Source organism: Rhodoferax sp. GW821-FHT07F03 (assembly GCF_059418745.1).
The window spans coordinates 118,705-145,704 of the sequence record NZ_JBWKQM010000002.1; the positions used below are offsets into that span (position 1 = coordinate 118,705).

Below are 27,000 nucleotides of genomic sequence, written 5' to 3' on the forward strand. Positions count from 1 at the left end.
GCGGTCCAAGAAAAAAGTGCCTCTGGCGCATGTACCTCCTGCGCAAGTAGCTCCTGAATTAATAGCAAATGTATTGCCAGGCGCCATGGAGGATGGGGACTTGGCGACGCCATCGTTTCGCCATCCGCGTGCCACGCGAGAGGCGCTGCTGGGTAACACCCTGGTGGCCTACGAGTTCCAGCGCGCCAAGCGGCGCAGCATCGTTTTTGTGGTTGGGCCACTGGGCCTGGCGGTGCGTGCGCCGCGCTGGGTGCCGCTGGCCGAGGTGGATGCCGCTGTGCGCGACAAGGCCGGCTGGATTGTGCAAAAGCTGGAGCAGGCGCGCGAGCGGCAGGCCGAGCAACAGGCCTCGCGCATCGTCTGGCGCCATGGTACGGAATTGCCTTATCTGGGGCAGACCCTGGTGCTGGTGCTGGACCCGCAGCGGCGTGGTAGCGCCTTGCTGGGTAACCAGCTTTGTCTGGGTCTGCCCTTGCAGGCTAGCGCGCTGCAAATTCGTGCGGCAGCCCACAAGTGGATGCTGGCCCAGGCGCGTAGTTTTTTTGTCCAACGCCTGCAGCATTACGCGCCGCAGTTGGGTGTGCAATGGAGTCGCCTTGCACTGTCTAACGCGGCGACGCGCTGGGGAAGTGCCAGCAGCAGCGGCTCCATCCGCCTGAACTGGCGCCTGATGCACCACACGCCCGCGGTGGTGGACTATGTGGTGGTGCACGAATTAAGCCACCTGCGGTACATGGACCACAGCCCGCGCTTCTGGGGCACCGTGGGCTCGGTCATGCCGGACTATCCGGCGTTGCGCGCCCAACTCAAGCAGGTGCAGATTCCCAAGTGGGAAGATGGTTGAACACCCCCAGGCTTGCCCACTGCCCCGGGATCGACCCAAGGGGTCGATAACGCAAGTGGCCGCCAACCCCCTTGCAGGGGGCAACACCTGCGGCCTGGCGGAGCCAGTTCCGCGGTGTTTCTGGACTAAGCCCGACGCGTTTGTGCGTGCGGTCAGGCGCTGATCGGTAGCTCTTCGCTTTCGCCGGGCACCAGGCCGTGCGGATAGGCCAGAGGTGTGGGGCTGAAGCGGTAGATGCCGTCTGCGCCGCGCCGGCGTTGCAGATAGCCGTCTACCCACAGCTTGTGTAAATGCGCAATCGCCTCGCCCATGGCGAAGGTGGTCTGGTGCAGGTCCAGCTGGCGTTTGAACAGCACCGGCAGGATGTCGGCGGCGCAGCAGCTGTGTTGTTCCCGCGCGAAAGCCATGACGCGGGCGAGGTGCTCGCGGTGGTGGTCATGCAGCTGCTGGATGCGGGTGTGCAGGCCCTGGAACGGGCGGCCATGCGAGGGCAGGGTCAGGGTGTCGGGTGGCAGCGTGGCGAATTTGTCTATCGAGTCCAGGAACTGCTGCAGCGGGTTCGACTCGGGCTCTATGTCGAACACGCTGACATTGGTGGAGATGCGAGGCAGCATCATGTCGCCGCCTATCAAAACTTTGGTCTCAGCGCAGTACAGCGCGATGTGCTCGGGCGCGTGGCCGTAGCCACTGATGCAGCGCCAGTCGCGCCCGCCTATGTGCAGCGTCTGACCGTCCTGCATGCGCACGAAGCTGGGCGGCAGCTCGGGCACCATGGCGCTGTAGTAGCCGCTGCGGGCGCTGATCTTGGCCATGGATTCCGGGTCGGTCAGGCCGTGCTTCTGGAAGAAGCTGGCAGCCGCCGCGCCGCCATTGCCACTGGTGGTGTGCGTGTGGTGGCAGGCAACGAAATAGTCGGTGGCGCTGATCCACAGCGGTGCGTTCCAGCGCGCGCACAGCCAGTAGGCCAGGCCAATATGGTCCGGGTGCATATGCGTCACGATGACGCGCAAGATGGGCAGGCCTTCGAGCTGGCTGGCAAAGATGCTTTCCCACTGCGCGCGCGATTCATCGCGGCTGATGCAGCAGTCCACTACCGACCATCCAGCCTGCCCATCGATCTCGTCGCGCAGCAGCCAGAGGTTGATATGGTCCAGAGCGAAGGGCAGTGCCATGCGTATCCAGCGTACGCCCGGTGCGACTGGAATGCTGTCGCCGGTGGCCGGCATGGTGTCGCTCAAAGGGTAGTGGAGTTGCTGTTCGAGGAGGTTCATGGGGCGCGTTTTCAGACCATAATTGACGTTCACGTCAACGTCATTCTAGACGGCCCCCTCATTTGCGACACCATGGCGACCATTACCTACACCATCAGCGATCTGGCCCAGGAATTCGACCTGACGACCCGCGCCATGCGCTTCTATGAAGACATGGGCCTGTTGCAACCTGAGCGTACCGGCCCGGGCGGCCGCACCCGCGTCTACAGCACCCGTGACCGTGCTCGGCTCAAGCTGACCCTGCGTGCCAAGCGCCTGGGCCTGAGCCTGACGGAGGCCAAGGACATCATCGACATGTACGACAGCCCGCGCGACACAGCGCCGCAGCTGCGCAAGTTTCTGGCTGTGCTGGCTACGCACCGCCAGCAGCTGGAAGATCAGCTGGCCGAACTGCAGGCCAATCTGCAAGAGGTCAAGGCGCATGAGGTGGATGCGCAGGCCTTGCTGGCTAAAAGCGAGAAGCGCGGCAAGTCACGCTAGCTTTCCCGGGGTTGTGCGGCGCTGCGTAGCGGCTTATGCTTTACGTTGACGTCAACGTCAAATGGCCACGAGCCAGCATGGCGTACATAAACACAGGAGACCCCGCATGCAACTTCCCGGACTCGACTTTCAACTCGGCGCGGATATTGATGCGCTACGCGATGCCGTACGCAGCTTCGCCCAGGACCAGATCGCCCCGCGCGCCGCCGATATCGACGCCCACGACCAGTTCCCCATGGACCTGTGGCGCAAGATGGGCGACCTGGGCGTGCTGGGCATTACCGCACCGGAGGCCTATGGAGGTGCCGACATGGGTTATCTGGCGCACATGGTGGCGATGGAGGAGGTCAGCCGCGCCAGCGCCTCGGTTGGCCTGAGCTATGGCGCGCACAGCAACCTGTGTGTGAACCAGATCAAGCGCAACGGCACGGACGCGCAGCGCGAAAAATACCTGCCCAAGCTGATCAGCGGCGAGCATGTAGGCGCGCTGGCCATGAGCGAGACCGGGGCGGGTAGTGACGTGCTGTCCATGCAGCTCAAGGCCGAGGCCCAAGGCGACCACTATCTGCTGAACGGCCACAAGATGTGGATCACCAACGGACCGGACGCCGACGTGTTGGTGGTTTATGCGCGCACCGCACCGGGGCCGCGCGGTGTTACCGCCTTCCTGGTCGAGAAGAGCATGCCTGGTTTTTCAGTGGCGCAAAAGCTCAACAAGCTGGGCATGCGCGGCAGCCATACCGGCGAGCTGGTATTCAACAACGTGGTGGTGCCGGCCAGCCACATCCTGGGTGGCCTGAACCAGGGCAGCAAGGTGCTGATGAGTGGCCTGGACTACGAGCGCGCCGTGCTGGCCGCAGGGCCCATAGGCATCATGCAGGCGGTGCTGGACAACGTGCTGCCCTATGTGCACGAACGTAAGCAGTTCGGCCAGAGCATCGGCGAGTTTCAGCTCATCCAGGCCAAGATGGCCGATATGTACACCACCTTGCAGGCGGCCCGGGCCTTCGCCTATACCGTGGGCAAGAACCTGGACGCGCTGGGCCCGGAGCATGTGCGCCAGGTGCGCAAGGACTGTGCGTCCGTCATCCTGTGGTGTGCCGAGAAAGCCACCTGGATGGCCGGCGAGGGCGTGCAGATCTTTGGTGGCAACGGCTACACGCTGGATTACCCGCTGGGCCGTTTGTGGCGCGATGCCAAGCTTTACGAGATTGGCGCCGGCACCAGCGAGATCCGCCGCATGCTGATCGGCCGCGAGTTGTTTGCCGAAACCCGCTAGCGCGGTAGTGGCAACAGCACCACGGGTGGCGGTGGAGGTGGTGGCAGCACGCAGGCGGACAGGCTGGACAGCAGGCACAGGGCTGTGACGGCACGCAGGCCCATGCGGCCTACGGAATTGCGGACGTGGGGTGTCATGTTTTGGGTCCTGTTGCGCTGCTGTTGGCCGTGTTCTGCGTGGTTTCCACCCACCCGCCGCCCAGCACCTTGTAGAAGGTGATCAGATTGGTCAGCCGTGACAGCTGGGTGCTGATCAGGTTTTGCTGCGCGGTGTAGAGCGAACGCTGCGCGTCCAGCACGCCCAGGTAGCTGTCCACGCCGCGCTTGAAGCGGGCGTCCGACAGCTGCAGGCTGTCCGCCGTGGCGTCCACCAGCGACTGCTGCGCTTCCAGCTGACGGCCCAGCGTGCTGCGTTGGGCCAGCGCATCGGACACCTCCTGGAAGGCGGTTTGTATGGCCTTTTCATACTGGGCTACGTTGATGTCGCGGCTGACGGTGGCGACGTCCAGGTTGGCCTGGTTCGCGCCGGCATCAAAGATCGGCAGCGAGATCTGCGGCACGAAGCTCCAGCTGCCCGACCCACCCTTGAAAAGGCCCGATAGGCTGGAACTGGAGCTGCCCGCCGACGCCGTCAAACTGATGCTGGGGTAGAAGGCGGCGCGCGCCGCACCGATATTGGCGTTGGCAGCTTTCAGCGTGCGTTCGGCCTGCAGAATGTCCGGCCGGCGCTGCAGCAGGTCTGATGGTAGGCCGGGCGCGATGCTGGCCAGCGGGCTGGATGCAGCACTGTTGCCATCGGGCAGGGTTTGCGGTAGCAACTCGGCCGGCACATCGGCGCCTACCAGCAGCACCAGGGCATTGCGGTCCTGGGCCACCTGGGCGGTGTAGCGCTCCACGTCCACACGGGCAGAGTCCACGCTGGTTTGCGCCTGCCGCAGCGTCAGGGCCGATGCCACGCCCAGCTCGTAGCTGCGCTGGTTCAGGCGGTACGAGTCGTTCTGGCTGGCCAGGGTGTCGCGGGCCAGCTTCAGCCGGTCTTGGTCGGCTGCCAGCGTCAGGTAGCTGGTGGCCACTTCGGCAATCAGGCTGATCTGGCTGCTGCGCCGCGCATCGGCGGTGGCCAGGAACTGCTCCAGCGCCTGCGCATTCAAGCTACGCACGCGGCCGAACAGGTCCAGTTCGTAGGCGCTGAAGCCCAGCGTGGCGCTGTACTGGTGCGACACCGCGGCCTGACCGGTGGAGGACAGATCGGCTGGTGTGCGGCTGCCCGAGCCGCTGCCGCTAGCATTCACGGTGGGGAACAGGGCTGCGTTCTGCACACCGTACTGCGCGCGGGCCTTTTCAATGTTGAGCACGGCGACACGCAGATCGCGGTTATTGGCCAGGCTCAGCTCGATCACGCGGCGCAGCGCCGGGTCGGTGAACACATCGCGCCAGCCCAGGTCGGCCACGGCGCTGCTGGTGCTGCCGCCGGTGTCGCCCGCGAAGGCCGCCGGTACCGGGGCTGCGGGCTGCTGGTAGGTGGGCATCAGGCTGCAGCCCGAGAGCAGGGCGGCCAGTGCCAGTGGAGTCAATAAAAAACGGGACATATCAAACACCTTCGGTAACGGTAGTGGCATGCGGCACTGGTGTTGCCGGCTTGGCTTTGAACAGCCCAACCACCAAAACAAAGAACAGCGGCACAAAGAAGATGGCCAGGATGGTGCCGGACAGCATGCCGCCGATCACAGCCGTGCCCAGGGCATGTTGTGCGCCTGAACCGGCTCCGCTACCCAGCACCAGGGGCAACACGCCCAGAATGAAGGCCAGCGAGGTCATCAAGATGGGGCGCAAACGCATGTGTGCGGCTTGCAAGGCCGACTCCATCAGGCTCTTGCCTTGCTCGTGCAGTTCTTTGGCGAACTCCACGATCAGAATGGCGTTCTTCGATGCCAAGCCGATGGTGGTCAGCAGACCGACCTGGAAGTACACGTCGTTCATTTTCCAGGTCAGGATGGCGCCCAGCAGCGTGCCAAATACGCCCAGCGGCACCACCAGCAACACCGAGAACGGAATGGCCCAGCTCTCGTACAGTGCGGCCAGACACAGGAACACGATCAGGATGGACAGCGCGTACAGCATGCCGGTCTGGCCGCTGGATGCTTTTTCCTGCCGCGACAGCCCGGTCCATTCATAGCCTATGCCGGGTGGCAGCTGCGCCACCGCTTGCTCGACGATGGCCAGGGCCTCACCGCTGGAAGCGGCGCCTGGCATGGCCATGCCCATGATTTCCACCGAGGGAACGCCGTTGTAGCGCTCCAGGCGCGGCGACCCGGAGGTCCAGCTGGCCGTGGAAAACGCGGTGAACGGCACCATCGTGCCGGCGCTGTTGCGCACCTGCCATTTGTCGATGTCTTCGGGGCGCATGCGGTAGGGTGCGTCGGCTTGCAGCATCACCTTCTTCACGCGGCCCTTGTCGATGAAGTCATTCACATAGCTGCTGCCCCAGGCCGCAGAAAAGGTGTTGTTTACGTCGCTCATGCTCAGACCCAGCGCGCCGACCTTGTGTGGATCGATGTCGAGCCGGAATTCGGGGGTGTCTTCCATGCCATTCGGGCGCACCGCGACCAGTCGCTTGTCCTGGGACAGAATGCCCAGCAATTGGTTGCGGGCTTGCATCAGGGCTGCGTGGCCAAGGTTGGCCCGGTCTTGCAGCATCAGGTCAAAGCCAGTGGCGTTGCCGAGCTCCGATACCGCCGGCGGTGCGAAGGCGAAAACCTTGGCATCGCGGATGGTGGCAAAAAATGCACCCGCCTTGGCGGCGACGCCGTTGACGCTCAGTGCTTCACTGGCGCGCTCGTCCCAGGACTTGAGCCGCACGAAAACCAGGCCCGAGTTTTGCCCGCTGCCGGCGAAGCTGAAGCCCGCTACGGTGAACAGGCCCTGGACCGCCTCCTTTTGGTCTTCCAGGAAGTGGTGTTCCACCTGTTTCATCACTTCCAGCGTGCGCGATTGCGGGGCGCTGGGTGGCAGCTGGACCAGGCCGAACAAGGTGCCTTGGTCTTCGTCAGGCAAGAAACCTACCGGCAGTTTGAGGAAGCCAAATACCACCAGGCCCACGATTACCGCATAGGCGAGCATGTAGCGCCAGCCTTTGCTGATCATGTGCCGCACCACGCCTTGGTAGCGGCGGTTGCTGCGGTCGAAGTTGCGGTTGAACCAGCCAAAGAATCCCGTGGTGGTCAGCGCATGGCCTTTCTCTACCGGCTTGAGCAACGTTGCACACAGCGCGGGGGTGAGCACCATCGCGGTGAGCACCGAGAGTGTCATGGCCGACACGATGGTGATGGAGAACTGGCGGTAGATCACACCGGTGGAGCCGCTGAAAAACGCCATGGGCACAAACACGGCTGCCAGCACCAGGGCGATACCCACCAGCGCGCCAGTAATTTGCCCCATGGATTTGCGCGTGGCTTCTTTGGGTGACAGGCCTTCTTCGGTCATCACCCGCTCCACGTTTTCCACCACCACGATGGCGTCATCGACCAGCAGGCCGATGGCCAGCACCATGGCGAACATGGTTAGCGTGTTGATGCTGTAGCCGAAGGCGGCCAGCACGCCGAAGGTGCCTAGCAGCACCACCGGTACGGCAATGGTGGGGATCAGCGTGGCACGGAAGTTCTGCATGAACAGGTACATGACTAGAAACACCAGGGCCACGGCTTCCACCAGCGTGCGCACTACCTCTTCGATGGAGATCCGCACAAAGGGCGTGGTGTCGTATGGCTTCTGGACCTTCATGCCTTGGGGGAAGAACTTTTCCAGCTCCGTCAGCCGCGCGTCGATGCCACGCACCGTGTCCAGCGCATTCGCGCCCGTGGCCAGCTTCAGGGCCAAGCCCGCAGCGGGTTTGCCGTTGTAGCGGGCCGTGACGTTGTAGCTTTCACCACCCAACTCGATACGGGCGACATCGCGCAGCCGCACCTGGGAGCCATCCGACTGCGTGCGCAGCAGGATGTCACCAAATTCATCGACGGTCTTGAGCCGTGTTTGGGCCGTGATGGTGGCGTTCAGCTGTTGGTCGCTCGTGGCTGGCAGGCCACCCAATTGGCCTGCGGATACCTGGGCGTTCTGCGCCTGGATGGCGGTCTTGACGTCCAGCGGCGTCAGGCTGAAGCTGTTCAGCTTGTTGGGGTCCAGCCAGACACGCATGGCGTATTGCGCGCCAAACAGGGTGGTGTCACCCACGCCTTCGACGCGGCTCAGCGGCTCTTGCACATTGGCGCCCACGTAGTCCGACAGGTCGGCTCCATCCATGCTGCCGTCTTCCGACGTGAAGGCCAGGATGTTCAGAAAGTTGCTGGCCGACTTGGTGACCTGCACGCCCTGCTGCTGCACTTCTTGCGGCAGCAAAGGCGTGGCCAAGGCCAGCTTGTTCTGTACCTGCACCTGTGCTGTATCGGGGTTGGTACCGTTCTCAAATGTCAGCGTAATGGTGACCGAGCCGGAGGATTCGCTGGTCGAGGCCATATAGCTCAGCCGGTCCAGTCCCTTCATCTTCTGTTCGATGACCTGGGTGACGGTGTCTTCCAGTGTCTTGGCCGATGCACCGGGGTAGTTGGCGGTAATCGCGACAGCCGGCGGTGCGATGCTGGGGTACTGCGCGATGGGTAGGGTGTTGATCGACAAGATGCCTGCCAGCATCACGATGATGGCTAGCACCCAGGCGAAGATGGGGCGGTCAATAAAAAAACGTGCCATGGTGGTCTCTGCTGCTATCAGTTCGAAGCCAATTTGGCGGTGGTGGATGCCGTAGCTGGCGCGCTTGCCGCCTGCTTGGCGACCCAGGGCACGCTCTTCACGGATACGCCGGGTGTGATGTGCAACTGGCCGTCCACGACCAGTTGGTCGCCGGCCTTCAGGCCGCTGCGCACCAGCCATTGGTCACCAATGGTGCGGTCGGTTTCCAGCACACGGCGTTGCAGCTTTTGGTCCGAGCCCACCACGTAGGCAATGGGTTTTCCGGTGCTGTCACGCGACACAGCGGGCTGGGGCACCAGCACGCCTTGGTCCAAAGTGCCTTCTTCCAGTACGGCGCGCACATACATGCCGGGCAGCAATTCGGCGCGCGGGTTGGGGAACACGGCGCGCAGCGTGATGGAGCCGGTGTTCTGGTCCACCGTTACATCGGAGAACTGCAGCTTGCCTTCGATGGGGTAGCTGCTGCCGTCTTCCAGCACCAGCTTGACCTTGGCGGCGTTGGCGCCGCTTTTTTGCAGATCGCCCCGGGCCATGGCTTGCTTCAGGCGCAGCAGGGAGGCGCTGGGCTGGGTTACGTCCACATAGATCGGGTCCAGCTGCTGCACCGTGGCCAGTGCGGTGGCTTGGCTGGCGGTCACCAGGGCGCCGGCGGTCACGCTGGAGCGGCCGATACGGCCAGAGATGGGGGAGTCCACCCGCGCATAAGCCAGGTTGATGCGGCTGGTTTCCACATTCGCCTTGGCGGCGGCCACATCGGCCTCGCCCTGGGCCAGCGATGCGGCGGCGTCGTCGTAGTCCTGTTGGCTGACCGCCTTGATGGCCACCAGCTCCTTGTAGCGCTCGGCCTTGAGGCGGGTGGTCTGTAGATTGGCCTGGGCCTTGGCCAGGGCGGCCACATTGCTGTCGTAGCTGGCCTTGTAGGTGGCGGGGTCGATCTGGTAGAGCGCCTCGCCGGCTTTCACATCGCTACCTTCACGGAACTTGCGCTCCTTCACGATGCCGTTCACCTGGGGCCGCACTTCGGCGATCTGGTAGGGCACGGTGCGCCCTGGCAGCTCGGTGGTCAGGGCCAGTTTTTGGGTTTGTACGGTGATGGTGCCGACTTCGGGGGTGGCCAGCGAGGGCGGTGGTCCGCCCATGGGGGGCTTTCCGCAGGCGCTGAGCAGCACGGTGCCGGCCAGGGCCACGGCATGGGGGACATAGGTGAAGCGCATGGGAAAACTCCTTGGGATTGCAGGTTTTTAATAAAACGGTACTGTACCGTATCGTTTTAATCTTATGTGGGTACAATCAAAATGTCAAAACATGTAAGTAAAGCCCCCGTAAAAAAATAGGGGCATATGGAGACATCTTTCCCATGCGAGTTCTGAGCCCTGCTAAACGCGAAGAAATATTGGCCCTGGCGTCCCAGGTGTTTGCCGAGGTGGGCTACGAGCGGGCTTCCATGGCCGAGATATCGGCCCGGGTGGGCGGCTCCAAGGCCACGCTGTACCGTTATTTCCCGTCCAAGAAAGACCTGTTTCTGGAGGTGGCGAACAACGCTGCGCGCCAGCATTTTGGAGACTCCTTTGTAGCGCTGGCACCCGCACGTAGCGAAGAGGAGGTGGCGCAGCGCTTGCGCGAGTTTGGACAGGCGGTGCTGCCATTTTTGCTGTCGCCCGACACGATTGCCCGCGAACGCATGGTGATCGCCGAGTCGGGGCAGTCGGACATGGGGCTGCATTTTTATGACATTGGCCCCGCCAAAGGGCTGGATTTGATCTCCGATTTTTTGCAGAAGGCCGTAGATAGCGGTTGGCTGCGGCCCATGGATACACGGGTGGCGGCCTCCCATTTGCTGGCGTTATGGCCCTCAGAGATCGAGCCCCAGCGACTGTTCGGCGTGCCGGTAGACGACTCTCCTGCATTTCTTCAACAGGCGGTGGCCCGGGCCGTGGAGGTGTTCATGCGGGCCTATGCGGCCCAGGTGTGATATTGAGTGCGCTTTTAAATTGATAGCGTCTTGCGTAGGCAATTGCTGCGCTGAGAGTCGATTTGATCTAAATTTTTAGATGGGTTGACTTAGCCAGGAAAAAGCAAATCAGACAACGATTCTTTCAAAGCATGGTCTTGCAGTGGTTTGAACAGTACTCTGATGCCGGTTGCGGCCATGCCAGAAATTTTTTCCGGAGAGGTATCTCCGGTGACCAGCAAGGCGGGAATCTCCAGGTTGAACTCGGCACGGAGTGCTGTGATGACGTCACCCCCCGTTTCTGCCCCTCTTAGTCGGTGGTCACAAATGATGGCATCTGGTGGGCGATTGACGGACTCCAACTTCTTTATCATGGCGTCGCCGGACTCCGCCGCTATGACAATGCAGCCCCATTGCTCCAGCAGCATGCGAGTTGCGTCGAGTACCATTTCCTCATCGTCCAAGATCACCACGAAGGCGTTCGTAAGCGAGCGCCCATAGTGGCGCGCGAACCCATGCCGCAAATGTGTACGCCTATCCGTCGCGCTGATCAGCGGCAAATGGAGCGAGAAGCTTGAGCCGTGTCCCAACACGGATCTGAGTTGGATGGGGGAGCTCAGGAGCCGCGCCAAACGCTGCACGATGGCAAGTCCTAAACCCAAACCCTGTGAGCGGTCTCTTTCGGGGTTGTCCACTTGATAAAACTCTTCAAATACCAGAGTCTGTTGTGCTGCCGCAATTCCCGGCCCCGTATCGCAGACTGATAGTTGGAGTTCGGCAGAGCGCTGTCTGCAGGCGACCAGAATTCTTCCATTTTCGGTATAGCGCACTGCATTGCTGACGAGGTTTCTAAGGATGCGCAGCAATATTTCCGGGTCGCTGTAAACCAGTGCTGCGCAAGGTTTGACGGTCAGCACCAAGCCCTTTTGTTCAGCCTGAACCATGAACTCTGATTGAATCATCTCAAGAATCGTTGCAACTGGAAATACTTGAAGATCCGCTTGCATTAGATGTGTGTCGAGCTTGGATATATCTAATAGAGAGCTGAACATATCGTCCATCGACTGCGCGCATTGGCGAATTTGAGCGACCAAATCATTTGCAGCTTGGGACATCGGCAGTGAATTCAGCGTGCCGAGATACAGATTCATGGCATGCATGGGTTGACGCAAATCGTGGCTGGCCGCAGCCAAGAACCGAGTCTTTGCTTGCCCTGCGGCTTCCGCCAATTCCTTCTGGGCTTCCAGATCGGTGGTTTGGCTAGCCAGGCGCGCCAACAACCGATTGAAAGCAGCAGTCAAGTCCCCCACCTCGTCCTGGCTGAGTACAGGCAATGGTTCTAGCGGAATCTCGCCTCGGGCCATGCGGTCCGCATGGCGAGCAACGCGTGCCAAGGGGTACAAAAAATAGCACAAACCAAGGGAGGCAATAGCTAAGTATATGAATGCAATAAAGGGTGCTACTTTATAAACAAAAGTCCGAAGATGGTCGGACGCATTGACAGCGCGCTCCAGTGGACGATGCACCAACACATACCACCCTGTCGAAGGCATGCGGATAAATGCGGTAGTTTCCCTTTGACCTTTTCCATTTACTACAACTCCTGAGCCATCGGCGGCGACCAGCGATTGGCCAAGCACGGGGTTAGCCGCCGTAGAAGGTCGTTGGCCTGTCGTTTGCACGCCATTTGACGAGTCAGAAAACACCTGCTCGGCTGGAAATATCAGCGCGACATGGTAGCTGGGGCTATCGCCGTCTGCCTTGGCGGAGGGGGCCAACGTGGCAGGTCTGGGCAACGGGAAAACCCCGCGCAGCATCGTGTGGTCAGCACCGACAGAAAACAGCGGCACAGCGATGGAGAGCACGAGCTGATTGCCCATGTAGCCGACTTGGGCGGTGTTTGCCGCATTCGATTTCAAGGCTTGAAACTTCATCGACTCCGATGGATACATCGCCAGCGTGCCCCGGTCGCTTTGTTCGATGGCCATGCCGAGCGGGAAAAGCAAGGCGAGATCCGAGTGCTCATTCAGCCAGCGCTGCGCAATTTTGTTTTGTACGAAATGGCCCGTGGCCACTTGTTGCGCAATACGCTCCAATGCTTGCTGTCTCAATGCCAGGTCATTCTCTATTTGCTGGGCAATTGCCTTTGATGTGTCAATCTGATGGCCAATAGCCGAGAGTTCCAGTTCATCCTGGAAATACGAGGACAGTATGTTGAACTTGAGAAAAGATCCTACAGTCACAACCACAATGCTCGTGGCAATGACGCGCGTGATAACGCTGTGAAAAAAACGGGAAACCTTCCGCCCAAACATACCTATTCAGGCGTTCCTGGCGTGGGCAGGTCTGCAGATTCGATGCATAAGCCCAGACGTCTAGCCGCCAGTACGGCCTGGGTTCTATTGACCACGCCCAGGACCTTGAACAACGCAGACACATGGATCTTGACTGTGATTTCAGCCAGACCTAGGCGCAGGCCAATTTCCTTATTGGAGTGTCCTTGCAACAAAAGCTCCAGCGTTGCAGTTTGGCGTGGTGTCAGTTTTTTAAGGTCCGAATTTTTTGCCGATACCTGCCCCTGGAATGTGATCCATTCCGGCGTGGCAACCTGTCCGCCTAGTACCCGCAGAACAGCTTCCTGCATGGCTTCGGTAGAAACAGCTTTTGACATCACAATCTTGGCACCTGCTCGCAGTGCGGCGGTTGACTGCTGGCGGTCCTCGGATGCCGAAACCACCATGATGGGGACGCCAGGGTGTGAGCGCTGGTAGGCGCGAATTCCCTCCACGCCGTTAATCCCCGGGAGTCCCAGGTCCAGCAAGATGACGCTTATGGTCCGACCTGCGGCGACACGCATTCCGTGTTCGACAGAGGTTGCCGCTAAGACGCAAGATGGATCCATGATGGCCTGCATGAGGCGCACGAGTGCGTCACGGTAAAGCGGATGGTCTTCGACGATAAGTGCTGCTGGGTCCACGGTTGGTGCTCGCTTCTCTGTTATGGCTTCAAACGCAGATTGGGCGCTGATGGCTTCTGGGGGCGGCTGGCTGCTGCGCAAAAGTCTAGCTGTCCCCATCGCGTTGGTTACGTCGACCCGGGTGATGCTGCCCGCTTGGGAACGCTATTCGCGCAGAGAAATTGCTTTATGGGGCCGGGATACATACAACGGATAGGCAATTTCTGGTGCGCTCCATACGCTGGCTATCCTATTCGGCACTGGCCAGCATACCCGAGTTCAGCAGGCGGCCGCACGCGGCTGGAGCGAGGCGCTGACATGCCGCGCCATTGGGTTTGTGTCTACCCAATCTCAATCAATTGCTGGCTGCGGGAGCTGCCGGTGTGGCCGTGGCTGTATCGGTGGTGGTTGCAGCAGTCGTTGTGGCACTGGCACCACCGCCCTTCATGCATGTGACCATGAACTTCATGCGCTCGGGGCCCGCCTTGTCGCCGGCTTGCTCCTTGCAGGATTGTTGGAGTGTTTTGACCGATGCCATTTTCTCCCGCGCGGTGGCGACTTTGGCGGAGGCGCATTCTTTCATGAAGGCCTTCAGTTCATCTCCTTGTTTGCCCGCTGCGCCTTTGGCGCAAGAGCCCAACTGATCCGCCTGCGCGGCCGGGGCATCGGTTGCATGTGCCAATCCGAAAGACATGCAGAGTCCAATTGCTGCGATAGAGATGATTGCTTTCATGTTTGATCCTTGAAGTTTTGTTACTGAATAGGCTTCTATTTCGTACGTATCGACAGATTTTCTAAAAAAGGAAAAGTACGGAAAAGCGACAAGCATTCAATTTTCATGGAATGCTTTATTGCAATGCTCCGGGCTTTCTATCGATATCGCAGATGTATGGTAAGTCTGCTTCAGGGCATACGGAGGTATGTACTGCGCGGCGAGAGAACGCCACTAAAGTTGCGACCGCCAATGATTAAAACGGTATGGGCCAATCGAATGGTGAATAAGGCGTTCTGTTTCTTCGTCCAAATACCGTTGAAGTCATTGCGTGCAGATAAAAACTTTCAAAACTGTGAGGGTATTACCCATGAAAAACAAGCATCTATATCTCAATGTATATCGCACTGCGGCTAAAACCCGTGCAGCTATGCACCTCTCATCTTTCACTCTTGTTGGGCTGATGTTCGCTGCTCAGAGTGGCGTAGCGCTGGCGGCCACAGGAGATGCTGCTGTGCCGGCTGCACAGGCATTCCCTGCCGCGCTACTTACGCAAATGCAAGGGGTTTATCCGAAGTTGGAAACATGCGCAAAGTTAGTGCTGGAAGCACATGCAAACAAGAGAGGAAATATCCAAACAGGCTTGAAGAATGACCTGCGGTCGCGTTACGCAACATGCCAACGTGCCCGAGAAGAGACGGATCAGCAAATCATTCCTAAATTGGATGCCATTTCTGATGAGGTCGTAGCCGCATTGCCTGAAGAGCAGCAGCGGTTTTTGATGGAGTTCGTGACCGCCCACACCATGTCGGACCATGCTGTATCGGACGTGTCTAGTGATCCGAAACTCACATCGATTCTGAAGTAACTGCTGTTAACCCCATTGATGCAATTTCACCGGCATATGAAAAACTCACTCAACACAATGACCAATATTAAATTCCACCTGCTCCCGTTGGTGCTGGGAATAGGCCTTTTGTCTGTGGCTGATTCGGCATCGGCGAATTGGCTTTCCAAAGCCAAAAAAACCGTTACAGAAGGAACCAAGAAAACATACGAAGATGCAAAGAAGACAGTCGTAGACGCAGGTAATGCAACCGGCGGCGCTGTTGTCGTGGCACAAAAAACGACGGACACGCTTGCTGCAAAACAAATCGTACAGTCCGATACTGAATTGCACGCCGTATTCAAGGGCGCGGAAAAAGGTGGAAATATTGCAGGTGGTGCAATTGTGCATGGTGGAGAGAGAGGTATTGATTCTGCAAAAGGCGAATGGAAACATACAAGCCAGAAGCTGACGAATGGCGTGGCAAAAACGGAAGAGCGCATAAAGAAGGAGTTGGACGACGCAGCGCGTAAGGCACTCATTGCAGCCATGAAGGTTTGGCGCGACAAGATGAAACCCATGACGGCCGGTATCGCCCATTCGACGCAGGATTTTCAGAAGTCGGTCAACGGCAAGGCTGTCATGGAGCGCTTTCAGGCTTCGGTGAAAAGCGGAAAATTCAGCAGCGCCCAGTTGTCCAGCGATCTGGCCCTGTTGCGCAATGGCATGGGCATGGGCTCCAATGGCGAGAATTTCATGCGCCTGCCGCATCTGGCACAAGAGTGGACTATTGGCTTAGGCGTCTACATCGAGGCTGCGGCCAAGATGCCCGATATTGCGATTGATGATGGAATCGTCATTCCCACTGGAATGTTGGCTCTTGGCGCTCAATTCACATTGAATTTTGTTATGGGTACCCAAGGCGGACTGGGTATTTCACTTTGTCAGGGCGGGCTCGCTGGCATCACCTCGGGGGCAGAAGGCAGTGCCGGAATTCTCGTGTCGGCGTCTCCAGGGGCTGTAAAAGATGCGGCTGGCGGATACCTGGGTCTTACGGTAGCAGGTGGAGATGGACTGGGGGGGATAGGAGACCTGACTTGGCCATTTGATGAATCTACCAAGGTGCCTAATATTACACAGCCAATTCCTTCCATTACCCTCGGGGTTGGGGCGGCTGCAGGCGTGGAAGGTGGGTTTACTGGCGGCTATTGTGAGGTGGTTTGGAAAAAACCAAAGTAATGAACGTCGGGGCCTTGCTTCGTTGCGCCGTCATCCGTGCTGTTGCGTTCACCGCTGCAGTCGCTTTGACGGCGTGCTGGAAAGAGGGGCATGCGGATGACCTGTTGCTGCCGGGGCAGGCCCGGTCGTTTGCGTTGAATGACGCAGGTGTGTCGCCGGTGATTAGGGTGGCATCGCCAGCAGGCGCACGCTCCTTGACTATTTGGGTCAAGGGCGACCTGTATTCTGTGTACGCGCTCAGCCAGTTGGAGGTTGATGGTCAAAAATGGATTGATGTCTCCGACCAAGATGCAAGTGCAGGGGTGCGTTCAGCCTACGGCGATGGTGGGTGGGGAGGGGTCTCTGCGGATACCTTGCAAAATGCAAGGCTTGGGTCTTTCACTTTGGTGTATCCGTTTTCGGGCTCTCAAGCCGTGCCGCAGGAGCTGAAGTTCAAGGTCGCGTCTAGTCGCAGCTTGGAGCCTGTTGGAGTGACCGTGGTAGCCGCTGCATCTATCAAAAATCCCGTGCTGCATCTGAGGGTTTTCCGTATGACCGAAGAGGTACAGGCGGATGAAATGAGTGCCGCCGTGACGGTGGCCAATCGGGTTCTTGGGCAGGCTGGCATCCAGCTACAGGTGGATGCCAGCCGTGTTTTGACGGGCACTCCATACTCGCGATTTGATGCGTTGGAACTACCTTGGGCGTCTCCTTTTGGGGACTTTGCCCATCTGGTGGCGTTGGGGCGGTCCGTACTGCCGGGGTCTGGGTTGGCGGTATTTGTTGTCGACCGATTGCCACGCGGCGTACGTGGTGAGAGCCTTGGGTTGCCTGGCCCCCCAGACCCGCAAGACCCTTACTTTGGCGTCGTCGTTCAGGCATCTGACGACGTTGCGACGGGCATTGCAATGGCACATGAAATTTGCCATATCCTGGGTTTGCGGCATCCAGCTGTGCGGTCTGAGCATGGCGCCTATCAGACACAAGTCGGTCTGGGCCAAGCATTGGAAACCGACCAGGACAATTTGATGAACTTTGGCGACCACCTGGTGGCCGAACAGATTTTGACAATACGCCGTAGTCCGCTGTTGGTATCGGAATGATGGCGCGTACCTGCCGCAGCGTGCGTTGTGTATCTCTACCCGGTTTCTGCTGGGTGAAGCCAATTTGAAGGCAGTAGGGCCAGTCGTCCGTGGGTGAGGGTATCTGGTTTTATTTCAGGTTTTGAATGGCATCCAGGCAGGCAATGGATGCCATTGGGTAGTGTTCATGCCCGGTTCACCGGTTTGTCATCTGTCGTTCATGTTGCGCAAACTGATAATGGCGCATGTTCCGTAAACGTCTTACCGTGGCCCTGGGTGTGCTGGCTGTGGCCGCGCTGTTGCAGGGCGGAGTGTCTTTGTGGGCGCTGCAGGCCGCGAGTGACAAGGTCTACCGTGGCCGGGTCGCCAGCGACGTACTGGCGGGTTTTCTGGAGCTCTATGGCACCAAGCAGCGCCTGCGCGCCTGGCTGTCGCAGTCTTTGCTGGGCGCGCCGGTAGATCCGCAATTGCGTGAAAAACTGCAGAACGACATGGCCGCCACCCTGGCCCGCCTGGACGCCATGGCCGTGCTGGCCGCCGACCTGGATGGTGACCACGATGCTTTGCAGGCGGAACACCACCAGCGCCAGGAAGACCTGGTGGTGCTGCACCAAAGCCTGAATGAGCTGCGCACCGCCATGGCCAGCGTGCAGCCCCAGCCGCTGAACGCCAACCCGGTGGCGGTGTGGTCCGAGATCACCCGTGTGTTCGATGTGTCCCAGGGGCGCGATTTGCGCTCGTTGTTGGCGCGCAATATCGAACGTGAAAAGGCCGCCGTGGCGCGCGACCGCGCGGCGGCCGACAGCTCGCTGGCCCTGGTGCGTACCCTGGCCCTGGGCGCCGCTACCTCGCTGGCCCTGGCGGCCGCGCTGCTGGCCCTGTACTTTGCGCGGGCGCTGCGCCAGCCGCTGGAAGAGCTGAGCAACGGTGTGGAAGCGCTGCAGCGCGGCGAATTGCAGCACCGCATTCCCGACCACCGGCACGACGAGTTTTCGCGCTTTGCCCAGCGCGTTAATACCATGGCCGCCGAGATCGCCCACCACCGCGAGCGCGAGGTGCAGGCCCGCCAGCGGCTAGAGGATTTGGTGCAGGCGCGCACGGCAGAGCTGGAGGAGGCGCTGCAAACCTTGCGGCAACTCGAGGCCCGGCGCCGCCAGATGTTTGCCGACATCAGCCACGAGCTGCGTACGCCCACCACGGTCATCCGCGGCGAGGCCGATATTGCCTTGCGCGGGCAGGACAAGCCGGCAGAGTATTACCAAGGGGCCATGCAGCGCATCGTGAGCTCGGCCAAGCAACTCGGCGGTGTGATCGATGACCTGCTGACCATGGCGCGCAACGACATTGACACGCTGGCTCTGCATCGCACGCCGCTGGACGTGGCCGGGCCCTTGCAGGACGCCGTGGAGCAGGCCCGAGCCCTGGGCCGTGAACACCGCGTGCAGGTGGAGTACGCCTCGCTGGACGAGTCTTCCAGCTGGCGCCTGCTGGGCGATGCACAGCGCCTGCGTCAGCTGTTCACCCTGTTGCTGCACAACGCCGTGCGCTATTCGCATGCTGCGGGCCGGGTGCAGGTGCGGGCTAGCACCGTGGTAGACGCAAACGGCGCAGCCCAGTGGCAACTGCACGTAACCGACCATGGCATAGGCATCAGCGCCGATGACCTGCCCCGCGTGTTCGAGCGCAACTTTCGCGGTGAAAATGCCCGCCTGCACCGCGCCGATGGCAGCGGCCTGGGCCTGGGCTTGCCGATTGCGGCCATGCTGGCACATGCGCACGGCGGTCATATCGATATCGACAGCCAGCCAGGCCAGGGCACCACGGTAAGCTTGTGGCTGCCACTGTTGGCAGAACAAGCCTATGAACATACTGATCGTTGAAGACGACGCCCGCGTCGCTGATTTTCTGGACCGCGGCCTGCGCGCCGAGGGCTACCGCGTACAACTGGCGCGCAACGGCACCGACGGCCTGGCCCAGGCTCGCGTGCTGGCCCAGCAGTCGCGCGACGAAGACACGCCCGCCGTGATGCTGCTGGACGTGATGCTGCCCGGCATGGGGGGACTGGAGGTCTGCCAGACCCTGCGCGCCGCTGGCGTGGCCCTGCCCATACTGATGCTTACCGCCCTGGGCTCGCTGGATGACCGCGTCTCCGGCCTGCGCCTGGGAGCTGACGACTACCTAGTCAAACCCTTTGCGTTTGAAGAGCTGTTGGCCCGCATCGAGGCGCTGATGCGCCGATCGCGCGACGTGGCTCCTACCAATGCGTCGCGCCTGGTGGTGGGCGACCTGGTGCTGGTCCGCGACGCCATGCGCGTCACCCGGGGGGATCAGCCCGTGACCTTGACGGCCCGCGAGCTGGCCGTGCTGGAGCTGCTGATGTCGGCCCCGGGCCGCTTGTTCAGCCGCGAACGCATTCTGTCCACGGTTTGGGGCACGCACGAGGACCCGCTGACCAATGTGGTGGACGTCTACATCCGCCGCCTGCGCAGCAAGATCGACGACGGCCAGGCCCAGCCACTGATCCACACCCAGCGTGGCCTGGGCTACCGGCTGGAGGCTTTGCCTTAAAACAGATTCATCTTCTGTTCATCTTGGCGTTAACCACGGTTCACGCAGCAAGCGACTTAGGGTTCATGCCCGCGCCAGACACTGGTTGCACTGCAGCAGATGGATTCCGCTGCAGGATTTCCCCCCCGCTGCTGTAGCGAGGGCCAACCTTTGAAAGAGTGCAAATATGTCTACCGTTTCCAACCGTCTGATTCCTGTTGTGGCCCTGGCCTCGCTGCTGGCTGCTGGCGCCGCCAGTGCCCAGACCTGCCAGACCATCAGTGAAAAAGAAGTGGCCAGCCTGTTCGACCGCTGGAACGATTCGCTGAAGACCCTGGACCCTGCCAAGGTTACGGCCAACTACGCACCCGATGGCGTACTGCTGCCTACGGTGACCAACGAGCCGCGCAGCACGCCGGCCGACATCCAGGACTACTTCGTCAAGTTCTTGAAGAGCCAGCCGCAAGGCGCGATTGACAAGCGCTTCATCAAGATAGGCTGCAATGTAGCGCAGGACGTGGGCACCTACACTTTTACCTTCAAGGACGGTGGCAAGGTACATGCCCGCTACACCTATGTGTACGAGTACACCAACGGCCAGTGGCTGATCGCCAATCACCATTCGTCTGCGATGCCTGAAAAGAAGGGTTGATAAGCAGGGCCGGCGGCCCCGGGGCAGACGGGCGTGCCGGCCGTCCGGCCGCCCCTGTGCCTGGGCTGTAACCAACACACGGCAAAATGCGGGTATGACCAAGACTACCCCTGATATCCCCGACATCTTCGCCAACAATCGTGCCTGGGCCGAGCAAATGGAGCGTCAGCGCCCTGGATTTTTCACGGGACTGAAGGCCCAGCAAAAGCCCAAGTACATGTGGATCGGCTGCTCCGACAGCCGCGTACCGGCGAACGAAATCATGGGCCTGGCGCCGGGCGAGGTGTTCGTGCACCGCAACGTGGCCAATGTGGTCGTGCATTCCGATCTGAACGCCTTGTCCACCGTGCAGTTCGCGGTGGACGTGATCAAGGTGGAGCACATTACCGTGGTGGGACATTACGGTTGCTCTGGCGTTGCGGCGGCTTTGTCCGGCCTGCGCGTGGGCCTGGCCGACAACTGGTTGCGCCACATCCAGGACGTGCGCGACCGCCATCGCGGCCTGCTGGACACGATTCCCGAGCCACACCGCCATGACGCGCTGGTGGAACTCAATGCCATCGAGCAGGTGGTGAATGTATGCCAGTCCACCGTCATGCTGGACGCCTGGGGCCGTGGGCAAAAAGTGGTGGTGCACGGATGGGTGTATGGCATCCACGACGGCCTGCTGCAAAACCTGCACATCAGCGTGGGTGGTGTGGACGAGCTGGAGGCCGCCTACCGCGCTGCAGTGGACCATGTTTTCCTGACGGAGCGCAAGTAATACCTGCGCTTGTAGCTATTTAATCGATAGCAATCCATGTTTCCGCAACGGCTGGACTCGCCACTCGCTCACCGTATCGCCAAGGCCATCATGGATGGCTTTAACCGGCACTACCGCTTGTTCCGCACCGAGTCGGCGCGGGCCAAGCACCGGTTTGAAACGGCCGACTGGCGCGCCCAGCAGCGGGGCCAACGCGAGCGCATTGAGTTCTACGACCTGCGCGTGCGCGAATGCAGCACCCGGCTGGAGCGCGAGTTCCAGGCGGGAGAGCAGGGCCAGGAGGTGTGGCCGCAGGTCAAGCTGCACTACATAGGCCTGCTGGTAGACCACCACCAGCCCGAGCTGGCCGAGACCTTCTTCAACTCGGTCACCACCAAGATACTGCACCGTAGCTACTTCCATAACGGCTTCATCTTCGTTCGCCCTGCGGTCAGCACCGAGTACATCGAAAACGACCCGGCGGAAAAGCGTCCCACCTGGCGTGCCTACTACCCGTCGCGCGACACCATGGGCGAGGTGCTGCAGCGCATGGTGCAGGACTTTGAGCTGCGCCGCCCCTTCGACGACCTGGCACGCGACACCGGCCATGTGCTGGAGGCGTTGCTGCGGCACCTGGGCGAGTTCACGCTGCGCGCCAACTTTCAGTTCCAGGTGCTGTCGGGCTTGTTCTTCCGCAACAAGGGTGCGTATGTGTGCGGCAAGGTGATCAACGGCTTCAACGCACTGCCGTTTGCCTTGCCCATTCTGCACAACGCGCAGGGCAAACTGGTGATAGATGCCGCGCTGTTCGGTGAGGACGACATGCTGCGCCTGTTCAGCTTTGCGCGCGCCTACTTCATGGTGGAGATGGAAATCCCCAGCGCCTATGTGCAGTTCCTGCGCAGCATGATGCCGCGCAAGCCGCGCAATGAAATCTACAACGCGCTGGGCCTGGCCAAGCAAGGCAAGACCCTGTTCTACCGCGACCTGCTGCAGCACCAACGCCACTCCAGCGACCAGTTCCGCATCGCGCCCGGCATCAAGGGCATGGTGATGCTGGTGTTCGATTTGCCCTCGTTCCCCTATGTGTTCAAGCTCATCAAGGACTACTACCCGCCGCAGAAGGACACCAGCCGCGAGCAGATCCAGGCCAAGTACCAGTTGGTGAAGCACCATGACCGCGTGGGCCGCATGGCCGACACGTTGGAATACAGCGGCGTGGCCTTTCCGCGCGACCGCTTCTCGGACGACCTGATCGCAGAAATCGAGAAGTTCGCCCCCAGCCAGATGGAGATCAGAGACCGGGATGGCGACGGCCAGCTGGAGGTCATCCTCAAGCACGTCTACATCGAGCGCCGCATGATCCCGCTGAACATCTATCTGCAGGAGGCGTTTGACCAAGGGCCGAACGACCCACGTGCGCGTGCGCAGATCGAGCGTGTGGTGATTGAGTATGGCAACGCCATCAAGGACCTGGTTGCCGCCAACATCTTTCCGGGCGACATGCTGTGGAAAAACTTTGGCGTGACGCGCCACGGCAAGGTGGTGTTCTACGACTACGACGAGATCGAATACCTGACTGACTGCAACTTCCGTAAAGTGCCCGAGCCGCGCAACGAGGAAGACGAGATGAGCGGTGAGGTCTGGTACAGCGTGGGCCCCAAGGATGTGTTCCCCGAGACCTTTGCCCCGTTTCTGCTGGGCAACCCCGCTGTGCGTGAAGTCTTCATGAAGCACCACGCGGACCTGCTGGACGCCGGCTTCTGGCAGTCCCACAAGGAGCGCATCCAGGCCGGCCATGTGCACGACGTGTTTCCGTATGAACAGGACAAGCGGTTTCCCGTGGCCGACTGATCGCGTACACTCCGCGCTGCCCGGGGTGTGCAGTTAGCTGCGCTGAGATGGAATCCAAACCCGCGAACTTGATCTGGTTCATACCAGCGTAAGAAGAGCTTGACGACAGCGTTCTATCCGTAATTTTCGGGTGCGCTCCGTCTACACGCCCCCTCTGCCACGATGCGGGGCATCTCCTTGGGAGTTTGCGCGGTCTGGCTGCGCTTTCGGGTCCCACTTCCAAAGGAGAACCCACCATGAACGCGCCCGATAAATTCGTCCAGCTACTCAACTACGCCTGCGACCCCCTGCCAGCCTCCACCAAGCGTTACATCCAGGGCAGCCGCCCCGACCTGCGTGTACCGGTACGTGAGATTCTGCAAAGTAACGGCGAAACTGTGGCGGTGTATGACACCTCCGGCCCCTATACCGATCCGCATGCCCAGATCGATGTGCGTGCCGGCCTGCAAGCCCTGCGCGCGGGCTGGATAGAGTCGCGCCTTGATACCGAAACCTATGCTGCACGCATCCGCAAGGCGTTGGACGATGGCCGCCAGAGTGAGGAACATGACGCCCTGCAGCTGCTGCGCGCCCAGGCCGCCGGCCTGCAGCGCACGCCGCGCCGCGCCAAGGCTGGCGCCAATGTGTCGCAAATGCACTACGCGCGCAAAGGCATCATCACGCCGGAAATGGAATTCGTCGCCCTGCGCGAGAACCAGAAGCTCGAATGGATGGAGCAGTACGCCGCCAATACCGAGCGCGACCAGCGCCTGGCGGGCAACAGCTTCGGCGCCAGCATCCCCAAGGTGGTGACGCCCGAGTTCGTGCGCTCCGAGGTGGCCCGTGGCCGCGCGGTGATCCCGCTGAACATCAACCACCCCGAAGTCGAGCCCATGGCCATCGGCCGCAACTTCCTGGTGAAGATCAACGCCAATATCGGCAACTCGGCCGTCACCTCCAGCATCGAAGAAGAAGTTGAAAAGCTGGTCTGGGCGATCCGCTGGGGCGCCGACACGGTGATGGACCTGTCTACCGGCAAGAACATCCACACCACGCGTGACTGGATCATCCGCAACTCGCCCGTGCCTATCGGCACCGTGCCGATCTACCAGGCACTGGAAAAGGTCGGCGGCATTGCAGAAGATCTGACCTGGGAAATCTTCCGCGATACCCTGATTGAACAAGCCGAGCAGGGCGTGGACTACTTCACCGTGCACGCCGGCGTGCGCCTGCCCTTCATCCACCTCACGGCCAACCGCATGACCGGCATCGTCTCGCGTGGCGGCTCCATCATGGCCAAGTGGTGCATCGCCCACCACAAAGAGAATTTCATCTACACCCATTTCGATGAGATGACCGAGATCCTCAAGGCCTACGACGTCAGCTATTCGCTGGGTGACGGCCTGCGCCCGGGCTCCGGTGCCGATGCGAATGACGAAGCCCAGTTCGCCGAGCTGCGCACCCTGGGCGAGCTGACGCAAAAGGCCTGGGAGCAGGACGTGCAGGTGATGATCGAAGGCCCGGGCCACGTGCCCATGCACATGGTGCAGGCCAATATGACCGAGCAGCTCAAGCACTGCCACGAGGCTCCGTTCTACACACTCGGCCCGCTGACCACCGACATCGCGCCCGGCTATGACCACATCACCAGCGGCATCGGCGCGGCCATGATCGGCTGGTTCGGTACCGCCATGCTGTGCTACGTCACACCCAAGGAGCATCTGGGCCTGCCTGACCGCGACGACGTGAAGACCGGCATCATCACCTACAAGATCGCCGCCCACGCCGCCGACGTGGCCAAGGGCCACCCCGGTGCGCGCTACCGCGACGATGCGCTTTCCAAGGCGCGCTTCGAGTTCCGCTGGATGGACCAGTTCAACCTGTCGCTGGACCCGGAAACCGCCAAGAAATTCCACGACGAAACCCTGCCCAAGGACTCTGCCAAGGTGGCGCATTTCTGCTCCATGTGCGGCCCGAAATTCTGCTCGATGAAGATCACCCAGGAAGTGCGCGAATACGCCAAGAACCTCGGCGTCAGCGAGGAAGAGGCCGCGCTGCAAGGCATGCAGGACAAGTCGGAAGAGTTCAAGAATGGTGGCGGGGAGATCTACGTTCCCGTGAATGGTGTGATTCCCATCCAGCAGGCCTAGGCAAGAGTAGAGTGGGGCGCTAACTTGTACGCCAAGGAGCGCCACTATGACCCTTACCGCAATGGACCCCATCGTCATCCTGGGCGCGGCCCGTACGCCCATGGGCGCATTCCAGGGCAGCCTGGCGCCGCTGGCCGCGCATGACCTGGGGGGGGCCGCCATTCAGGCGGCGGTGGCCCGCGCCGGCGTGGATCCTGCGCGCATCGACCAGGTCGTTTTCGGCAACTGTCTGATGGCCGGGCAGGGCCAGGCGCCTGCCCGGCAGGCGGGCTTCAAGGGCGGGCTGCCGCAAAGCGCGGGGGCTGTCACCTTGTCCAAGATGTGCGGCTCCGGCCTGTTCGCGGCCATGCTGGCGCACGACATGCTGCGTGCGCGCAGCCTGGACCTGGTGGTGGCCGGTGGCATGGAGAGCATGAGCAACGCGCCCCACCTGCTGCCCCAGGGACGTAGCGGCATCCGCATAGGCCATGGCCGGGTGCTGGACCACATGATGCTCGACGGGCTGGAAGATGCCTACGAGCCGGGCCGCTCCATGGGCAGCTTTGGCGAGGACTGCGCGGCCCATTACGGCTTCAGCCGCGCGGCGCAGGATGCGTTCGCCACCACCAGCGTGCAGCGTGCCCAGGTCTCCATTGCGTCCAATGCGTTTGCGGACGAGATCACGCCAGTGGCGGTGCGTGGTGTGGAGGTCCACGTGGACGAGGCGCCAGGCCGCATCCGCCTGGACAAGATTCCCACGCTGAGGCCCGCATTCAAGCCCGACGGCAGCATCACTGCGGCCAGCAGCAGCTCCATCAGCGACGGCGCCGCCGCCCTGGTGCTGGCCCGCGCCTCCACTGCCGCCCAATGGCCCACGCCGCCGCTGGCGCGCATCGTCGGCCACGCCAGCCACGCACAAGCGCCGGCCTGGTTCAGCACGGCCCCGGTGGGCGCGGTACAGAAGCTGCTGGACAAGATCGGCTGGCGCGTGGCGGATGTGGACCTGTGGGAGGTGAACGAAGCCTTTGCCGTGGTGCCCATGGCGCTGATGGCCGAGCTGGGCATGGAGCACGGCCGCGTCAACCTGCACGGCGGCGCCTGCGCGCTGGGCCACCCGATCGGTGCCAGCGGCGCGCGCATTCTGGTCACGCTGCTGTACGCGCTGCGCCAGCACGGCCTGCGCCGAGGCGTTGCCACCCTGTGCATAGGCGGTGGTGAGGCGGTAGCCATGGCGATTGAGTTGCTATGAAAGCAGAGGTTGCGGCGGCCAGGTTTGAATTTTTAATGAAAAGTGGCTCTGGCGCAGATAAAAGCTGCGCCAGCGGCTATCAAAACAATAGCAAACGCCAAGCCCCATAATCGAACGCCTGCCGTTTAGCTCCCAACCAGGGTGGTTTCGGCGTCTCAAAGGCATCTGTGAAAAAAACATTCCAACTGAATATCGAAGGCAAGCACCGTGACCGCGTGCTGGACGCCACCAAGCACGAAATCCGCAAATACATGCAGCGCCAATTGCGCAAGCCCTTGCCTGCCGGCGCGGACTACTGGGACTGGGATTGCAAATTTGGCAGCAGCGCGGACACCGCCGTCGTGGCGCATTACGCCGCCATCACCAAGCTGATAGACGAAATTGCCGTCAGCGGCGCGGCCTCGTTCTACATCGAGCTGGTAGCCAAGAACGGCGTACGCGCCGCCAAGCCTGCACGCCAGGACGACAGCGACGACGCGGAAGACTGAAA

General features: G+C 61.0%; 23 protein-coding genes. 15 read left to right on the forward strand and 8 right to left on the reverse strand.

All coding sequences use genetic code 11. The features are described 5' to 3' along the window. Positions 1–100 precede the first annotated feature (100 nt). Complete coding sequence (locus AC07R0_RS03170) at positions 101–844, forward strand: M48 family metallopeptidase (RefSeq protein ID WP_495073954.1); 744 nt, start codon at positions 101–103, stop codon at positions 842–844. 152 nt (positions 845–996) lie between these two features. Here AC07R0_RS03170 and AC07R0_RS03175 read toward each other — a convergent pair whose 3' ends face one another. Further along, the gene (locus tag AC07R0_RS03175; protein WP_495073953.1) at positions 997–2,115 is read right to left on the reverse strand and encodes an MBL fold metallo-hydrolase; all 1,119 of its coding nucleotides are present in this window, start codon (positions 2,113–2,115) and stop codon (positions 997–999) included. Positions 2,116–2,187: 72 nt separating this feature from the next. Here AC07R0_RS03175 and AC07R0_RS03180 point away from each other — a divergent pair, with 72 nt between their 5' ends. Beyond that, positions 2,188–2,595 carry a MerR family transcriptional regulator gene (locus tag AC07R0_RS03180; RefSeq protein ID WP_495073952.1) on the forward strand — a complete coding sequence of 136 codons (408 nt, stop codon included), beginning with the start codon at positions 2,188–2,190 and terminating at the stop codon, positions 2,593–2,595. Positions 2,596–2,701: 106 nt separating this feature from the next. Continuing rightward, the gene (locus AC07R0_RS03185; protein WP_495073951.1) at positions 2,702–3,874 is read left to right on the forward strand and encodes an isovaleryl-CoA dehydrogenase; all 1,173 of its coding nucleotides are present in this window, start codon (positions 2,702–2,704) and stop codon (positions 3,872–3,874) included. Here the strand turns inward: AC07R0_RS03185 and AC07R0_RS03190 are convergent. The 4 genes from AC07R0_RS03190 to AC07R0_RS03205 are packed head-to-tail and all read right to left on the reverse strand — an operon-like array spanning position 3,871 to position 9,827. Continuing rightward, a complete protein-coding gene (locus tag AC07R0_RS03190) occupies positions 3,871–4,011 on the reverse strand; it encodes a hypothetical protein (RefSeq protein WP_495103770.1) in 141 nt (46 codons plus the stop codon). The genes AC07R0_RS03185 and AC07R0_RS03190 overlap by 4 nt on opposite strands. After that, positions 4,008–5,462, reverse strand: coding sequence for an AdeC/AdeK/OprM family multidrug efflux complex outer membrane factor (gene adeC / locus AC07R0_RS03195; protein ID WP_495073949.1), 1,455 nt, complete (start codon positions 5,460–5,462; stop codon positions 4,008–4,010). The genes AC07R0_RS03190 and adeC overlap by 4 nt, the downstream gene beginning before the upstream one ends. Before the next feature lies 1 nt (position 5,463). After that, positions 5,464–8,613, reverse strand: coding sequence for an efflux RND transporter permease subunit (locus tag AC07R0_RS03200; protein WP_495103771.1), 3,150 nt, complete (start codon positions 8,611–8,613; stop codon positions 5,464–5,466). Positions 8,614–8,630: 17 nt separating this feature from the next. After that, positions 8,631–9,827 (reverse strand): efflux RND transporter periplasmic adaptor subunit, encoded by a 1,197-nt coding sequence (locus AC07R0_RS03205; protein WP_495103772.1) that lies wholly within the window; start codon positions 9,825–9,827, stop codon positions 8,631–8,633. A gap of 143 nt (positions 9,828–9,970) precedes the next feature. Here AC07R0_RS03205 and AC07R0_RS03210 point away from each other — a divergent pair, with 143 nt between their 5' ends. Beyond that, positions 9,971–10,585, forward strand: a complete 615-nt coding sequence (locus AC07R0_RS03210; protein WP_495103773.1) for a TetR/AcrR family transcriptional regulator — start codon at positions 9,971–9,973, stop codon at positions 10,583–10,585. A gap of 89 nt (positions 10,586–10,674) precedes the next feature. Here AC07R0_RS03210 and AC07R0_RS03215 read toward each other — a convergent pair whose 3' ends face one another. The 3 genes from AC07R0_RS03215 to AC07R0_RS03225 form a co-directional block, all read right to left on the reverse strand. Further along, positions 10,675–12,807 (reverse strand): ATP-binding response regulator, encoded by a 2,133-nt coding sequence (locus AC07R0_RS03215; protein ID WP_495103774.1) that lies wholly within the window; start codon positions 12,805–12,807, stop codon positions 10,675–10,677. Between the two features lie 74 nt (positions 12,808–12,881). Continuing rightward, positions 12,882–13,541 carry a response regulator gene (locus tag AC07R0_RS03220; RefSeq protein WP_495103775.1) on the reverse strand — a complete coding sequence of 220 codons (660 nt, stop codon included), beginning with the start codon at positions 13,539–13,541 and terminating at the stop codon, positions 12,882–12,884. 334 nt (positions 13,542–13,875) lie between these two features. Next, complete coding sequence (locus AC07R0_RS03225) at positions 13,876–14,349, reverse strand: PsiF family protein (RefSeq protein WP_495103776.1); 474 nt, start codon at positions 14,347–14,349, stop codon at positions 13,876–13,878. 253 nt (positions 14,350–14,602) lie between these two features. Between AC07R0_RS03225 and AC07R0_RS03230 the strand changes: the two genes are divergently transcribed. From AC07R0_RS03230 to AC07R0_RS03280, 11 genes are all read left to right on the forward strand, one after another. Beyond that, positions 14,603–15,100, forward strand: coding sequence for a hypothetical protein (locus AC07R0_RS03230; RefSeq protein ID WP_495096954.1), 498 nt, complete (start codon positions 14,603–14,605; stop codon positions 15,098–15,100). A gap of 36 nt (positions 15,101–15,136) precedes the next feature. After that, positions 15,137–16,297: a hypothetical protein gene (locus AC07R0_RS03235; protein WP_495103777.1), complete on the forward strand. Its 1,161-nt coding sequence runs from the start codon at positions 15,137–15,139 to the stop codon at positions 16,295–16,297. Beyond that, complete coding sequence (locus tag AC07R0_RS03240) at positions 16,279–17,379, forward strand: zinc metalloprotease (RefSeq protein WP_495096956.1); 1,101 nt, start codon at positions 16,279–16,281, stop codon at positions 17,377–17,379. The genes AC07R0_RS03235 and AC07R0_RS03240 overlap by 19 nt, the downstream gene beginning before the upstream one ends. A gap of 224 nt (positions 17,380–17,603) precedes the next feature. Further along, entirely contained in the window at positions 17,604–19,238 is a 1,635-nt protein-coding gene (locus AC07R0_RS03245) for a sensor histidine kinase (RefSeq protein ID WP_495103778.1), read from the forward strand. Further along, positions 19,219–19,926 (forward strand): response regulator transcription factor, encoded by a 708-nt coding sequence (locus AC07R0_RS03250; protein WP_495103779.1) that lies wholly within the window; start codon positions 19,219–19,221, stop codon positions 19,924–19,926. The genes AC07R0_RS03245 and AC07R0_RS03250 overlap by 20 nt, the downstream gene beginning before the upstream one ends. Positions 19,927–20,092: 166 nt before the next feature. Next, positions 20,093–20,557: an SgcJ/EcaC family oxidoreductase gene (locus AC07R0_RS03255; protein WP_495073943.1), complete on the forward strand. Its 465-nt coding sequence runs from the start codon at positions 20,093–20,095 to the stop codon at positions 20,555–20,557. Between the two features lie 94 nt (positions 20,558–20,651). Next, positions 20,652–21,320: a carbonate dehydratase gene (gene can, locus AC07R0_RS03260; protein WP_495073942.1), complete on the forward strand. Its 669-nt coding sequence runs from the start codon at positions 20,652–20,654 to the stop codon at positions 21,318–21,320. 36 nt (positions 21,321–21,356) lie between these two features. Then, complete coding sequence (gene aceK / locus AC07R0_RS03265) at positions 21,357–23,153, forward strand: bifunctional isocitrate dehydrogenase kinase/phosphatase (RefSeq protein WP_495103780.1); 1,797 nt, start codon at positions 21,357–21,359, stop codon at positions 23,151–23,153. Positions 23,154–23,389: 236 nt separating this feature from the next. Further along, complete coding sequence (gene thiC / locus AC07R0_RS03270; RefSeq protein WP_495103781.1) at positions 23,390–25,282, forward strand: phosphomethylpyrimidine synthase ThiC; 1,893 nt, start codon at positions 23,390–23,392, stop codon at positions 25,280–25,282. Between the two features lie 46 nt (positions 25,283–25,328). Next, positions 25,329–26,510 (forward strand): acetyl-CoA C-acyltransferase, encoded by a 1,182-nt coding sequence (locus AC07R0_RS03275; RefSeq protein ID WP_495103782.1) that lies wholly within the window; start codon positions 25,329–25,331, stop codon positions 26,508–26,510. A 167-nt stretch (positions 26,511–26,677) separates the two neighbouring features. Next, positions 26,678–26,998: a DUF6172 family protein gene (locus AC07R0_RS03280; protein WP_495103783.1), complete on the forward strand. Its 321-nt coding sequence runs from the start codon at positions 26,678–26,680 to the stop codon at positions 26,996–26,998. Positions 26,999–27,000: the final 2 nt, after the last annotated feature.